The following is a 15,001-nucleotide window of genomic DNA, read 5'->3' on the forward strand; positions in this document are numbered from 1 at the left end:
CGATCAATAGCGCGTCTGCACGTGGTCGTAGCCGTGGCAGCTGAGGGTGCAGCTGCCGTGGCCGAGGCCCGACCGCTGGAAGGAAGGGGCGCCCACGGAAGAAGCGCCCACCACGGAGCGGTCGAACTCGATGAGGGAGGCCTGCCGCAGGGAACCGTGGGAAGCGTGACAGGTGGCGCAGGTGGTGGGCTCGCCATAGCCGGGCTGGAAGGCGCCGCCTCGCCCGGGCCGGAAATCCCGTGGGGAGCGCAAACCCAGCACCGCCGCGGCCTCGGAGAAGGCCGGGGCCTGCCGCTGGGCCGCCACGGAGCCGCTGCTGGTGAACCCGCTCAGATGCTGGGCGTGGAAGGGAAAGGACTGGTTGGCGAGGATGGATTGCCGGTCATGGCAGAGGTAGCAGAGGTCGTTGGCGCGCTCTCCCAGCCGAGCCAGGTCCTTCTCCCGCCCGAAGGCGGCCTTCAGGATCGAAGGCTGACTGGAGACGTGGGGCCCCTTGGCGCCCGAGGGATCCGGGTTGTCGTGGCAGGAGCCGCAGTCGAGGGGATCCCGGAAGGTCGAGGTTCGCAGGCTCGGCAGGTCGGGGCGACCCGCCGCCGTGGCGCCGATGGCGTGGCTGGAGGCGGCCCCCTTGGCGAAGAGGGCGCCCAGGTCGGCGGGCCCGGACAGCAGGGGCGCCGCCTCGGGGCCGGCGTGGCAGCCGAAGCAGACCTCGGCCACGGACTGGGGCCGGCGGTCCAGCAGCTGGCCGCGGGCATCGAAGGCCGTGAGGCGCAGGCGGCCCCGCTCCTTGCCGTGGGGATCGTGGCAGCCGGTGCAGTCCTGGGTGAGCGTCAGCACCTTGCCGCCGCTCCGGACGATCCGCCTGTAGTCGGTGGGCCGACGGGCGCCGAGGCGGTCCTTGAGGTGGCCGGAGCCCTGGCCGCTCCAGGGGGCGAGCTTGGGGGCGCGGTCCGCCGTGGTGGCCAAGTTCGTCCCCTCGTGGCAGGCCAGGCAGGCCCGGTCGGGGTTCCCGCGGCCGGCCTTGGACCGGGTGGGCGTCACGGCCCGGTGACCCTGGTGGCAAGCCGCGCAGGCTGCGTGGGCGAGGGAGGGGCCTCCCCGGGCCTGGACGGGCTGCGGCGTCCGGACGGCCTGGCTCCGGGCTGGAAGCAGCGCCAGCCCCGCGATCGCGGCACCCAGGAGAAATCGCCTCATCGCCAGGACCTCGTGCAGATGGTGTCGAACCAGCGCAGCAGATCCACCGTGATGCGGCTGCTGCGGATCCCATTGTCCATGCGCGTGGTCTCGTAGCGCACCCGGAGCGAAACCTGCCGGAAGCTGAGGTCCGCCCAAGTGTAGAGGGTCGTGGCCGCCGGGGTGAGGGCCGCATCGAAGCGCTGCACCAGGGCGCCCACAGGGACCTTCCCCAGCCGGGTGGTGACTCCCAGCGAGTAGTGGCGGCTCGACTCGTCCTGGGCGCCGGCCCAGGTGGCCATGGGGGCAGCCGCCCCGGGGGTGAGGCGCTGGCTGTTGCTGGAGTAGCCCGCGGAGGCGGTGATTGACGTGAGGGCCAGCTGGTAGGAGCCGTTCATCATCAGGTCGGTGTTCCGCGCGTCGACGCCGGGCAGGGAGAGGCCGCGATCGTCCTTGTAGTCCCCGGCCACGTAGAGCGTGAGGCGCCCGCGGGTCTGGACCTGGCCCGTCACCCGGGCCCAGTCCACCCGGCCCTGGCTGGCGTTGTCGGAGATGCGCCACACGTCCGCCGTGAAGCCGAAGTTGCCCGTCTGGCGCATGCGCCGCTGGAACAGCTCCTGGGCCAGCTCCGAGGGGACGTAGTCAGGCGGATACTCCTCCCGGGTCCGCCTGGTGAAGGTCCAGTCGCTGAGGAAGAAGAGGGTGTGCCGGATGAGCTCGGGCACGTCGCCACCGCGGGCGATGCCGAGGTTCATGGTCGTCGTGGTGCGCCGAAGGACGAGGCCCGGCATGCCCTGCTCGAAGGAGGAGACGCCCAGGTCGCCATGGATCCGCCAGTCCCGCGTCAGCGTGTAGGTGCCGCCCAGGGTGCCGGAGTCCATGCGGGTGTCCTGGCCCGCGGCATCCGTGAGGCTGCGGCTCAGGGCGCCGGTGCCGTAGGCGTTCCAGCGCCCGACGGCGTAGACCAGGGACTCGGAGGCGAACGTGTGGTCCGTGCGGGTGTCCCCGGTGGTGCTGGCCCCGGCGGAGGCATTGGTGAGGGAATGCCAGTCGCCGCTGATGGGGCCGTAGAAGGTGGCGCCGATATCGAACCAGCTGCTGCTGATGGAATCCTGGAACTGGGACCGGGTCCGCAGCGTCCAGTCGGCGGCTGAATGGGATTCGGTGTCCAGGTTCGCCTGGAAGTAGCGCCAACCCTGGCCCGGAATGCGAGTTTCGTAATCCTGCCGCAGGGACTGGAACGTGACCTGGGTGCCGCCCATCTGCTGATTGGCCTCCAGCTTCCACTGGGACCAGTCTTCGCGCTCGTCCCCAAGCTTCGACTCCCCGTGCCGGTAGGAGAGGCGCACGTCCTGGAGGATGCGGCTGTGGTAGGTGGCGCCCGCGCCCCAGGTGTCGCCTTTCACGCGGCCGGAATCAAAGAGGTCCGGCGACTGGGAGTGCTGGTAGTCCAGGTAGAGGCGGAAGGGGCGGTAGGGGAAGAGGCTGAGGCGGGCCCCATAGCGGCTCAGGCCCGAATCCGAGTCCGAGCTTCCCCCATAGGCCAGACGGTTGTACTCCACGGCCCCATTGAGGGCCAGGGCCCCCAGGCGGTAGGTAAAGACGGGGATCCCCGCATCCACCTCGTAGACGGCCTGGGTGGTCGCCATGGTGGGTGCCTGGCTGGACTGCCACTGGTTGTAGTGGAGCTGGAACCGCTGGTTGAGGATCAGCGGGCAGTCCTCGGCCCTGGCCGCGACAGACGCGCCCACGAGCACCAGGGTGAGAAGGCAGAGCTTCACAACAGACCTTCGGGAAGGAGGCCAGAAGAAATGCGGGGGGCGGGTGGAAGCCCACCCCCCGCGGGTCTAGACCGACGTTCCTGCTACTTGAGGTGGCAGGAGGTGCAGAGGGCGGAACCGACCATGCTCACGCGCAGGAAGGGCGCGGTGGTGCCGGCGGTGCCGTAGTTGTGCACGTCGTGGCAGGAGGCGCACTGCACCTTGGAGCCGTTGGCGTTGGTGGGGAACAGGCGCACGGTGCCGGCCGCGAAGGTCGTGGGATCCTTCAGGGTCGAGTCCAGGTTCTGCTGGTAGGTGATGGAGATCGGGTGGTCGTTGGTGAGGTCCTTGCCGAGCAGGGCGGTGCCGGACACGAGGCCGGTGCCGAGCAGCTGGCCGCCGGCCGTGTAGGTGACAGAGGCGATGTCGTTGGGCAGGTTGATCATGTTGCCCACGGCCTGGGTGCCGTCATGGCAGGTGAAGCAGGCCATGGAGGCGCCGGTGGGGGTGGCGTCCGTGGTGCCCTGCAGCGTGCCGCTGGTGTACATCGAGAACCCGGTGGTGACCGTGGTGGTCTTGTTCCACAGGGGCACGATCTGGGCGGCGCCGCTGGCGGCACCGTGGGGGGTGTGGCAGAACACGCAGACCTGGGTGGTGTTGGTCTTGCCGCCGGGGCCCGTGCTGCTGAGGTCGTGCTTGGAGCCGACGATGGTCGCGTTCAGGCTCAGCGAGCCGACGGCCAGGAGGGCGACGAGAAGGGACTTCATGGTTTCACCTCATGGGTGGTTGGGGGGGGGTGGGGGGGAGAGAACAGCGTGTTGCTGTTATTGCGGGGTGGATGGGGGGGCAGGTGCCCCCTTCTCTTCTCGCAAATACTGGAATTTCTGGATGCGTCCGTTGATCTGGTCGGCCACGTAGATGCCGCCAGAACCGTCAATGGCGATGCCGGTGGGCACCTGGAACTGGCCCTTGCGGGTGCCACCCGTGCCCACGGGCAAGAGGATCCGGCCCTCCTGGTCGAAGATCTGGAAGTTGCAGAAGGCGCCGTCCACCACATAGAGGTGGCCGTCGGGATCCACGGCGATGCCCTTGGGCCGGGACACCTGGCCCGGCATGTCGCCGGCCTTGCCGAAGGCACGGATGAATCGGCCATTGAAATCGAAGATCTGGATGCGGAAATTGCCGGTGTCCACCACCGCGAAGCCCACGCCGGGCACGATGCAGGTGTAGGACGGGAAGTTGAACTGGCCTTCTTCGCTGCCCCGGCCACCGATGGTCTTGAGAAGCTTGAGGCTCCGGTTGTAGAGGCGCACCGTGTGCTCGCCCCCGTTCACCACGAGGAGGAGGTCCCGGTCTTCGTCCACGGCCAGACCCACGGGCCGGTTGATGCCGTCGTTCTTCGTGAGGGCGCTGAGCTGGTGACCCTCCTTGTCGAAGACCACCACCTGGTTCGTGTTGGCGCTGGCGGCGTAGACCAGCTTGGAGTCCACGGCCAGGCCCGTGGGCGTGGCCAGGGCAGTGCCGCTGAGTGTTGAAAAAGCCCAGATCCTCTTGGCGGCGGGGTCCATGGCCACCACGCCGGCCGTGAAGTCGCCCACGAAGATCACGCCCTTGCCATCCACCGCCACGGAGAGGGGCCGCTGGAGCCAGATCACGTCCTCGGACTTGCCGGCCAGCCGGTCGAGGAAGCTGCGTTTCTTCTTGGCGCCCACGTCGAAGGCGTTGCGGTACTCAGCCACCCACTTGATGCGGGCGGGAGCAGGTGGCGGGGGCCAGGCCAGCACCTCGTCCTGCGCCACGGGAGGCGCGGCGGGCTTCTGCGCGGAAAGAGGCGCCGTCGCGGTCGCGGCACATGCGAGGGCAACGGACAGCAGGATGGAACGATTGGACATGGCGGTTTGGCCTCGTGGATGGCTTGCATCGGCCAAACGTCACAGGAACCTGTCAGCCGACCCCGTGAACATAGGCTGCATAGGCGAACTACGGGTCATCTATTTTTGTGATTTTGATCATCTGGTTTTTTTTTCTTAGGGGGCTTCAAGAGACGACTGCCTTGTTGCGACCCGCAACTGTTGCGTGTTACACGGCATAGATCATCTGCTTATCCTTAAACCTCATTCCGCCCTATGCTCCTAGTGTCTCGGGCCTTCTCCCGAGGACTCCCCCCCCCCCGCTGCACAGCCAGTTCCCTGGAGGTCATCCCATGACCGGCCGGTTCATCCTTCGCCGACGCTGGGCCCTGTCCACGGCCCTCGCCTTCCTGTCCGGCCTCGGCCTGGCGGCCCAGGCCACCCTGCCCACGGCCACGCCGTTGCGATCCTATGACAAGGGCTTCCGCGAACCCGTGCGTCTGGCCACCGACTCGGCCGGGCGCCTCTACGTGGCGGATCCCCGTCTGGGCACCCTCACCATCCGGGATGAAGCCGGGAAGTTCCTCACCATCCGGCGCGGCCTCGATCGGCCCCTGGGCGTGGCCGTGGACGCTTCGGGCCGCATCTTCGTCTGCGAAGCGGGCAAGGGGCGGGTTTCCATCTTCACCCCCGGCTGGGTTCCCTCCGGCTATCTGGGCCAGGGAGATGGCGAGTTCCAGCTGCCCAACCACCTCCAGATCACGCCTGACGGCCTGGTCTACGTGGTGGACAGCCTGGCGAACCAGGTGAAGGTCTACGGCCCCGACAACCAGCTGGTGCGCCAGTTCGGCACCCCCGGCATCCAGGTGGGGCAGCTCAATTTCCCCACGGGCCTAGCCGTGGCGCCCACAGGCGAGATCTTCGTCTCCGACCAGGGGAACGAGCGGGTCCAGGTCTTCGACGCCAACGGCGCCTACCTCCGCAAGTTCGGCGGCCCCATCGGCATGATCGGCTCCAACACCACCTTCGGCCGCATCCAGGGCATGCTCGCGGATGCCCAGGGACGCCTGTTCCTGGCGGATTCCTACCGCGGCGTGGTGGTGGTGGTGAACGCCGCCACCGGCGCGATCCTCGGCAACCTCGGCTCATTCGGTTCGGATCCCGGCCAACTCAGCGGGCCCGCCAGCCTGGTGGTGGACCGGAACCACAGGCTGTTCGTGGCCGCGCCGGGCAACACCCGCGTGGAGATCTACGGCCTGGACGCCTACACCGATCCCCACATCCTCTCCGCCGACCTCACCGTGAAGCCCACCCAGTGGGTGCGCGAAGACCCAGATCACCAGCGCTTCTCCGCCCTCGCGACTCGCCCCCGCGGTCCCCAGGCCCGCCGGTCCGGGGAGCTCCCTGAGATCCAGCGCCGGCACCTGGTCTCGGTCCTGATCAAGGTCCCCGGTGTGGATCCCTCCACCATCCAAGGGGGATCCCTCACCGCCAATGGCCTGCCAGCCACCCGCATTCCCGGCGCCTTCCTCGGCGACTTCGACCGCGACGGTCGGGTGGAGTACCAGGCCTGGTTCGACCAGGACCGCCTGCTGGCCACCCTGCCCGACGGCAGCGCCTTCCTGGTGCTCTCGGGCCGGCTGACGGATGGACGGGCCTTCGAAAGCATCGCCGACGTGACCGTGGTCAATCCGACCGGGAGTGTCCAGTGAGCAGGCTCCGCACGGTCCTCCCTGTCCTCGCCACCGGCCTGCTCCTCGCGGCGGGTGCCGCCCTGCTGGCCACGGATCCCCCGCACAACATCTCGACGGCGAACTCATACGGGGCGCTGAACTACTGCTCCACCTGCCACAAGCTCCACGGCGCCCCGGGCGGCACCCTGACCACGGTGAGCGGTAACACGAACCTGTGCCTGAGCTGCCACGTGAGCGGCGGACGGGCCACCAACCAGGCCTTCGCCGCCACGGACCAGGCCGTGCCCGCGGGTGCCAGCCTCGTCGGATCCACCGCCGGCGGCACCTCCCACCGCTGGGACTCCGGCGCCGCGGGCCGGGTCATCAAGGGCTCACCCAACACCTCCACCGGCACCATCACCCCCTCCGGTGACTACACAGGCGCCTACGCCGCCACCATCAAGATCCAGGTCGTCACCGCCGGCGCCACGGGCAGCGCCACGGTCGCCTGGTCCCAGACCACCAACGGCACCGCCACCTTCGGCGGCGCCACCACGATCACCACCAGCACCACCGCCCAGGCCCTGGGCAGCTCCGGTGTCTCCGTGGCCTTCTCCAGCACCGGGACCTTCGTCGCCGGGGACCTCTTCTACCTCTACGTGCGGCCGGACCTGGTCCAGCCCGCCTCGGCCATGGCCTCCCACCTCGAGTCAGGGAGATCCATGTGCTCCACCTGCCACGACCAGCACCTGCAGGCCCTCACCCCCTTCGATCCAGCCGCCTCCCAGACCTACACCGCCGGCACCACCAACAACCGCCACTTCCAGCGGGTGGCCAATGACGGCGGCGCCCTCTGCGGGGACTGCCATGCCCCCCGCAACGTGGGCAAGGGCGGCACCTCGCACCCCGTGAACCTCCCCGTGGCGGGCGCGGCCAACACCAAGACCCCCACCACGGTGCCCCTCACCGTCAGCGGCAACGTCCACTGCCTGACCTGCCACGACGTCCACAAGGCCTCCACCACGACCACCCCCGCCGGCATGCTGCTCCGCGTGAGCAACACCACCGCCCTGTGCGCCGACTGCCACACCCTGGCGGACACCACCACGGCCAACACCCACACCAACCCCACCAGCGGCATCCTCTGGCCCGGGGACCAGTACGGCGGCAGCACCTACGCCGCCATCACCGACACGACCCTCCGCGGCGCCTGCAAGAACTGCCACACTCCCCACGGCTGGCCCGACGCCAACAACCCCGGCGGCAAGTACGCCAACGCCCTGGGCGCCGAGCAAGACAACCTCTGCCTCACCTGCCATGACGCCGATGGGCCCTCCACCAAGGATGTGCGCACCCAGATCACCAAGACCATCCACCACCCGGTGGAGCGCAACAGCGGCCGCACCGTCGGCTGCGCCGACTGCCACAACCCCCACATGGCCACGGCGGGCGTCCACACCTACACCACCACCGCCACCCTCGACCGCAACCGCCTCCGCGCCAGCGGGGGAGGCGTGCTGAACAACATGTACGCCCTCCGCGGCGTGGATGGCGTGGCCTTCAACTACTCGGGTCTCGCCATGTGGGGCGTCCCCACCTCGGCCAACTTCACCAAGATCGCCGGGGGCTCGCCCACCGTCGCCGCCTCCGGGGCCGAGTTCGAGTACCAGGTCTGCTTCAAGTGCCACACCAGCTACAGCTGGGGCACCAACCCGGCGCCCAACGGCATCACCTCCGGTGGCACCAGCCCCCTCACTCTGGTTTCCGGCACCACCCAGCCTTGGGTGGCGGGTACGGGCACGGCCAGCTTCACCAGCGGCAGCACGAGCGTGACAGGCAGTGGAACCTCCTGGAACGCCCCCTCCATCCGCTACATGTACATCCGCCACGTCGGATACACCGGCACGCTCCGCTACGTCAGCACGGTCACGAGCAACACCGCGGTGACCCTCTCAGGAACTTACGGCACCACCGCTTCCGCCAAGGCCTACGAGCTGCGTGACTCCGCTGCCATCACGGGCACCACCACCGTCACCGGCTACGGCACGACCTGGGACACCTCCCTGGTGAACCAGTTCTTCGCCATGACCGCCGGCAACACCACGTCCTACCGCATTACGGCCGTCCCCAACGCCACCACCCTGACCATCACCACCGCCACCACCTCCACCACCCCCCAGGACTTCTACATCCACCCCGGCGCCAGCTTCACCAACGGCAGCACGGCGGTGGTGGGCTACGGCACCAGCTGGACCTCGGCCCTGGTGGGCAACACCATCCAAGCCAGCGGCGTGACGGGCACCTACACGATCACCGCGGTGGCGGATGCCACGCACCTCACGTTGAGCGGCAATTTCACCGGAACCACGGGCGTTTACCGATTCCTGCTGGCCGGCCCGATCCTCCTTCAGGAGACGGACCTGGCCCAGGAGTTCAACCCGGCCAACCGCTCGGGACACCCCGTGGTCACGGGCCTGAACAACTACACGGGCAGCACTGCCCCCAAGGCCCTCGCCGCCGCCACCATGAAGGCCCCCTGGGCCACGAACCTGGGCACCCAGACCATGATGTGCTCGGACTGCCACAACACGGACGCCGCCACCCCCGCCGCCCAGGGCCCCCACGGCTCCGCCGCCCAGTTCATGCTGCGCGGCACCAACCCCGCCAACTGGCCCAACATCACGCTCAGCAGCGCCAGCACCAGCTGGTGCACCAACTGTCACACCCTGACCCTGAGCAACAACACGGCGCACAACACCGGCAACCACAGCGGCTATCAGTGCTGGAACTGCCACATCGTGATCCCCCACGGGGGCAAGATGTCCCGGCTCATCGGCTACAGCGGGACCGGCACCACCATGCCAGCCCGATACGCCTACAACAACACCGTCAGCAACATGAAGATCACCGGGTTCAAGAAGCCGACTTCCGCCACCGGCTACTCCCAGGACGGAAGCTGCCAGACCTCCTGCTACCACAACGTCGCCGTGACGTCCTCCGAGGCCTGGTGACCCCGGAAGCATCCGCTGCGGGCCCTGCCGCCGCCTCCTCCGGCTTGTGATTTCCATCATCCGTCGATTTCATCCCCCTCCGATGCGGTCGCTTCCACCTTTCTGTCGCAAGTCCCGAGATCTGCTCTCCTGTCATAGATCACATATATGTCCTGAAATCCAATTCCTCCCCTATCCTCCTGAAGGAACCCCGACCTCGCCGGGTCACTCTCTGCTCCACCAGCCGGAGATTCGCCCCATGGGACGATGCGCCACCTCGAGATTGCGCCTCTGGTTCGCGCTGGCCAGCTGCGGATGGCTGGCATCGGCCCTGTACGCCACGGATCCCCCGCACAACATCGCCACGGCGAATTCGTACGGATCGCTGAACTACTGCTCCACCTGCCACAAGGTCATGGGCGGAGCCAGCGGGGCCACCCTCACGACCGTGAGCGGGAACACGAACCTGTGCCTGAGCTGCCATGTGAGCGGCGGCAAGGCCACCAACCTGGCCTTCACCGCCACGGACCAGGCCGTTCCCGCCGATGGAAGCCTGGTGGGCGCCACCGCCGGCGGGACCTCCCACCGCTGGGATTCCAGCGCCGCGGGCCGCATCACCAAAGGCTCGCCCAACTCCTCCACGACCACGATCACCTCCTCGGGCGACTACACCGGCGCCTACGCAGCCACCATCAAGATCCAGGTCACCACCGGAGGCGCCACGGGCACAGCCAAGGTCGCCTGGTCCCAGACCACCAACGGCACGAGCACCTTCGGAAGTGCCACGACGATCACCACCAGCACCACACCCCAGGCCCTGGGCAGCTCGGGCGTTTCACTGGCCTTCTCCGGCACAGGCACCCTCGTCCTCAACGACCTGTTCTACCTGTACCTCCGGCCCGACCTGGTCCAGCCCACCTCGGCCATGGCCACGCACCTCGAGAACGGGAAGCTCATGTGCTCCACCTGCCATGACCAGCACCTGCAGGCCCTGGCTCCCTTCGACCCGAACGCTTCCCAGACCTACACCGCCGGCACCACCAACAACCGCCACTTCCAGCGGGTGGCCAACGACGGCGGTGCCCTCTGCGGGGACTGCCATGCCGCCCGCGATGTGGGCAAGGGGGGCACCTCGCACCCGGTCCACGTGAACCTGGCCACCGCCCCGAACACCAAGACCCCGACCCTGGGCACGGTCCTCTCCGCCGCCGGGAATGTGGAGTGCCTGACCTGCCATGACGTCCACAAGGCTTCCACCGCCACATCGCCTGCCGGGATGCTGCTGCGCGTAAGCAACTCCCTGGCCCTCTGCACGGACTGCCACACCCTGGCCGACACCGCCACCGCCAATGTGCACACCAACCCCACCAGCGGCATCCTCTGGCCGGGTGACGGGTACGGCGGCAGCACCTATCCGGCCATCACGGCTTCCGCCGACCGCGGCGCCTGCAAGAACTGCCACACTCCCCACGGCTGGCCCGACGCCAACAACCCCGGGGGCAAATACGCCAATGCCCTGGGCGCGCGGCAGGACAACCTCTGCGAGACCTGCCACGACACCAATGGACCCTCCACCAAGGACGTGCGCACCGAAATCCTCAAGGTCAACCATCACCCCGTGGAGCGGACCAGCGGCCGCACGGTGGGCTGCGCGGACTGCCACAACCCTCACATGGCCACGGCGGGCGTGCACACCTACGCCACCGCTGCCACATCCACCCGGAACCGCCTCCGCGCCGACGCGGGCGGCGTGCTGAACAACATGTATGCCCTCCGCGGCGTGGATGGCGTCCAGTTGAACTACAACGGCCTGGGACTGTGGCCGACCCCCACCGCGGCCACCTTCACCAAGGTCGCCAGCGGGTCCCCCACCGTGGCCGCCAGCGGCGCCACCTACGAGTACCAGGTCTGCTTCAAGTGCCACACCAGCTACGACAGCTATGGCTCCACCCGCCCGGGCGGTGTCACCACCTTCTACAGCACGGGGACCGCCAAGTTCACCAACGGCAGCACCACTGTGGCCGGAACCGGCACCACCTGGATCGTCACCACCACCGCGGGCAATTCCGATGTCACGCCCGGCCGCACCGTCGTGGGCATGTACATCCAGAAGAACCTCACGTCGCCGGCCTACAAGATCGCCGCAGCCACCGCCACCTCCATCACCCTGGCCACTCCCTACGCGGGCGCCACCGACGCCACGGCCGCGGCCTATGTCATCACCCGGGAGCAGACCGACCTCGCCCAGGAGTTCAGCCCCAGCAACGCCTCCGGCCACCCAGTGGTGACCGGCCTCAACAACTACACCGGAAACGTCGCCCCCAAGGCGCTCAGCGCGTCCTTCATGAAGGCCCCGTGGACCGCCGTGGGGACGCAGACCATGATGTGCTCCGACTGCCACAACACCAACGGCACGGCGGCCCAGGGTCCGCACGGATCTGCGAACCAATTCATGCTGCGGGAATTCGCCGGCGGCGCCCCGGCCGCGAACTGGCCGAACGTCACCCTCACCGCGACCCTGGGCAGCACGGTCGCGAATCAGTCCTGGTGCAACAACTGCCACCAGCTCACCACGGCACTCACCAACGACGTCCACACCAAGAACAGCACGCATGAAGGCCACCAGTGCTATGCCTGTCACGTGGTGATCCCCCACGGCAGCAAGATGTCGCGCCTCATGGCCTGCACCACCAACATGCCCGCCCGCTACGCCTACCAGGGGGACCGCACCAACACCCTGATCCTCCAGTTCAAGAAGGCCGCCGTGGGATCCTACGCGACCGGCAACTGCGACACAACGGTCCACCACAGCGCCCTCTCGGGCACAGGCGTGGAATCCTGGTGAGCCCGCGCGACGAGGTCCTCCGCTCCCGGCCGGGATGGAACCCCTTCCTCCCGGTAAAGCGATTCCTGCGCCGGCCGACCGTCATCGTCGCGGAGATCCTCGTCATCACCGCCGCCTGCACCCTCGGGGCCAGCCTGCCCCAGGCCGGACGGTCCTCGGCAACCCAAGTCCTGACCCTTCGTTCCTATGGCGCTGCCACATCGGCCCTGGTAGACGTCCTGTCCCTGGATCATGTCTTCACCAGCGGGTGGTTCCTCGCGGCCCTGGCCTTCGCCACGGCCTCGCTGGTCATCGTGGTCGTCGAGCAGACGCGACGGCTCCGGGCGACCTGGAGCCAGGTCCCCACCGACGCGCACTTCCGGAACGCGCCGTTCCGGGTCGAGTTCACCCGCCCCGGGAACGGCCCCGCCACCCGGTCCATCCGCAGCCGCGGAAGGCTGGGGCTTGCCGGCTCCCCCCTGTTCCACACGGGCCTCCTGGCCGTGATCCTCGCTGGGGTCCTGGGGGCCCTGTTCAGCGTGCAGGCCGTGGTGGACCTCTTCGAAGGCGAGACCCTGCCCCCCACCGTGGAGGCCTGGGGCCTGCAGCAGCCGGGTCCCCTCGCCGCCCCCTTCCAGCTCGACGCCCCCCTGAAGCTGGTGTCGGTGGAGCCGACGCGCTACCAGGGCGGGGACCTGATGGGACTCCGCCTGAAGGTGGCCGAGGGTGACGCGGAAGGCGGACCCACCCGGAACCTGGGCATCAACCAGGACCTCCGGGTCAGCCGCGGGCGCCTCTATGCCGACAGCCTCTTCGGCCCGGCCGCCCTGGTGGCCTGGGACCGGCCCTCCACCCCCGAGTCCCGAACGGCTGTCCTCCTGGAGCGGAAGGAGCCGCAGGCCTTTGGAGCCTACACGCCGGGGCCCGGGTCCCTCCGCGCCCGCATCCGGGTGCCGATGCCAGCGGACGGAAGCCGGCCCGATCATGCCGAGGTGCGGATCCTCCAGGGAGAATCCCGCGTGGCGGAGGCCAACCTCCGGCCCGGCGAGGCCCTGGCCCTGCCCGGTGGAGGTGGGTTCCGCCTGCATGGGATCCCCTACTGGGCCCGGCTCCATGGCAACCGCGATCCCGCCATCGGGCTCGCCTACGCCGGTTTCATCGTCGCCCTGGCGGGAGCGGCCCTCACCTACGGGGTGACGCGGGTGGACGAGCTGGTCAGCGTGACGCCGGAGGACGGCCGAGAGCGGGTGGTCGTGGCGCTGAAGCCCCACCGGTTCGCGCCGCTGTTCCAGGAACGGTTCGCGCAGCTCGTTCGAAACCATGGAGGAGAGGCATGACCCTGCGTCCCTGGCTCTATCCCCTGATCCTGGCGGCCCTTGCGATGGGCTGTGGCCGGGTGTCGGACCAACAGGCCCGGAACCTGGTGGCCCGCTACAACGACGTGGTGAGCGAGGCCTACCGGAAGAACGACATCCTCCTCATCGATGCCGTGGTGGGCCCCAACGCGCCAGACGGGCGGCGCCTCACCGGCCTCATCGGCGTGCATGCCGACATGGGCATCGCCCTGGACGCCCACCTGGACTCCCTGGAGGTGACCGGCGTCGAGCAGGCCGGCGGTGACCTGCGCGTGCGCACCCGGGAGCAGTGGCGCTACCGGGACCTGAGGGCCGGCACGGGGGAGCAGGTGGGCGAGGCCTCCGTGGACTGCTATGAGATGACTTACCACTTCCGGAAGCTGAAAGGCGCCTGGATGGTCGAGGAGATCGCCTTCGCCGCGCCGCCACAAGTGGGCCGCAAGGAGGTTCCCTGGACCATGGATGCCAAGGATGCCCACAGCATCGTCACCCCACCCCCCGGCAAGCCCTGAAGCCCGGAGTGTTCCATGAGCCCATTCATCCTGGAAGCCACCCTGCACTGGACCTCCGTGGTCCTCTACATCCTGGCGACGGTGATCTTCGCCCACGCCCTGCTGTGGAACCACCCCACCCGGGCGCGCTGGGCCGTCTTCCTCGCAGCCCTGGGCTTGGCGCCCCACGCCGGGGCGATCCTCGCCCGCTGGATCGCCGTGGGCCACGGGCCTTACATGGCCAAGTCCGAGGTGCTCTCCTCCAACGCATGGATTGCCGTGGTGATGCTGCTCGTGGTGCTGTGGCGGCGGCCCAGCTGGGCGGGGCTCGCCCTGGTGGCGCTCCCCGGCGCGATCCTGATGATGGGCCTGGGTCTGCTGGCGAGCCCGGAAGCCAAGGAGCTGCCCCCCACGCTTCGGTCCATCTGGCTCGTCTTCCACATCTTCTTCACCAAGCTGGCGGTGGGGGCGTTCCTCCTCGCCTTCGCGGCCGCGGTGCTCGTGCTCCGCAAGCTCAAGGGCGCCACCAGCCCCTTCCTCGCCCGGTTCCCGTCGGCGGAGGTCCTGGATGCCTCGATGATCCGCTTCGTGGGCTTCGGCTTCGTGTTCTGGTCCACCACCATCATCGCCGGCGCCATCTGGGCCCATCAGTCATGGGGCCGCTACTGGGGCTGGGATCCCATCGAGACCTGGTCGCTCGTGACCTGGCTCTGCTTCGGCACCTTGCTGCACCTGCGGCTGTTCTACCGCCTGGGCCCCCGGGCCACGGCCTGGTTCACCATCGGCTGTTTCGGGGTTTCCATCCTCACGGCCTTCATCTTCCCCTTCCTCCTGCCCTCACTTCACGCCGCCTACTTCCAATGACCGGGGATTGTGACTATTTCC

At 68.6% G+C, this 15,001-nt stretch carries 10 protein-coding genes; 6 read left to right on the forward strand and 4 right to left on the reverse strand.

The window, feature by feature from the left end; genetic code table 11:
* Positions 1–3: 3 nt before the first annotated feature.
* The 4 genes from MLJ35_RS07475 to MLJ35_RS07490 all read right to left on the reverse strand — a co-directional run bounded on the left by MLJ35_RS07475 (position 4) and on the right by MLJ35_RS07490 (position 4,825).
* Positions 4–1,194 carry a cytochrome c3 family protein gene (locus tag MLJ35_RS07475; RefSeq protein ID WP_275976400.1) on the reverse strand — a complete coding sequence of 397 codons (1,191 nt, stop codon included), beginning with the start codon at positions 1,192–1,194 and terminating at the stop codon, positions 4–6.
* Positions 1,191–2,954 (reverse strand): hypothetical protein, encoded by a 1,764-nt coding sequence (locus MLJ35_RS07480; RefSeq protein ID WP_243383800.1) that lies wholly within the window; start codon positions 2,952–2,954, stop codon positions 1,191–1,193. Before MLJ35_RS07480 ends, MLJ35_RS07475 begins: the two co-directional genes overlap by 4 nt.
* 83 nt (positions 2,955–3,037) lie before the next feature.
* Entirely contained in the window at positions 3,038–3,700 is a 663-nt protein-coding gene (locus MLJ35_RS07485; RefSeq protein WP_243383801.1) for a cytochrome c3 family protein, read from the reverse strand.
* 57 nt (positions 3,701–3,757) lie between these two features.
* A complete protein-coding gene (locus MLJ35_RS07490; protein WP_243383802.1) occupies positions 3,758–4,825 on the reverse strand; it encodes an NHL repeat-containing protein in 1,068 nt (355 codons plus the stop codon).
* 311 nt (positions 4,826–5,136) lie between these two features.
* Between MLJ35_RS07490 and MLJ35_RS07495 the strand changes: the two genes are divergently transcribed.
* The 6 genes from MLJ35_RS07495 (at position 5,137) to MLJ35_RS07525 (ending at position 14,980) form a co-directional block, all read left to right on the forward strand.
* Complete coding sequence (locus MLJ35_RS07495) at positions 5,137–6,495, forward strand: NHL repeat-containing protein (RefSeq protein WP_243383803.1); 1,359 nt, start codon at positions 5,137–5,139, stop codon at positions 6,493–6,495.
* Positions 6,492–9,467, forward strand: coding sequence for a cytochrome c3 family protein (locus MLJ35_RS07505; RefSeq protein WP_338028445.1), 2,976 nt, complete (start codon positions 6,492–6,494; stop codon positions 9,465–9,467). The genes MLJ35_RS07495 and MLJ35_RS07505 overlap by 4 nt, the downstream gene beginning before the upstream one ends.
* Before the next feature lie 238 nt (positions 9,468–9,705).
* Positions 9,706–12,291, forward strand: a complete 2,586-nt coding sequence (locus MLJ35_RS07510) for a cytochrome c3 family protein (RefSeq protein ID WP_243383804.1) — start codon at positions 9,706–9,708, stop codon at positions 12,289–12,291.
* Positions 12,288–13,607, forward strand: coding sequence for a cytochrome c biogenesis ResB family protein (locus MLJ35_RS07515; protein WP_243383805.1), 1,320 nt, complete (start codon positions 12,288–12,290; stop codon positions 13,605–13,607). The genes MLJ35_RS07510 and MLJ35_RS07515 overlap by 4 nt, the downstream gene beginning before the upstream one ends.
* Positions 13,604–14,137 (forward strand): hypothetical protein, encoded by a 534-nt coding sequence (locus tag MLJ35_RS07520; protein WP_243383806.1) that lies wholly within the window; start codon positions 13,604–13,606, stop codon positions 14,135–14,137. The genes MLJ35_RS07515 and MLJ35_RS07520 overlap by 4 nt, the downstream gene beginning before the upstream one ends.
* Before the next feature lie 15 nt (positions 14,138–14,152).
* A complete protein-coding gene (locus tag MLJ35_RS07525) occupies positions 14,153–14,980 on the forward strand; it encodes a cytochrome c biogenesis protein (protein ID WP_243383807.1) in 828 nt (275 codons plus the stop codon).
* Positions 14,981–15,001 lie beyond the last annotated feature (21 nt).

The organism is Geothrix alkalitolerans, assembly GCF_022808885.1.
Taxonomy (GTDB): domain Bacteria; phylum Acidobacteriota; class Holophagae; order Holophagales; family Holophagaceae; genus Geothrix; species Geothrix alkalitolerans.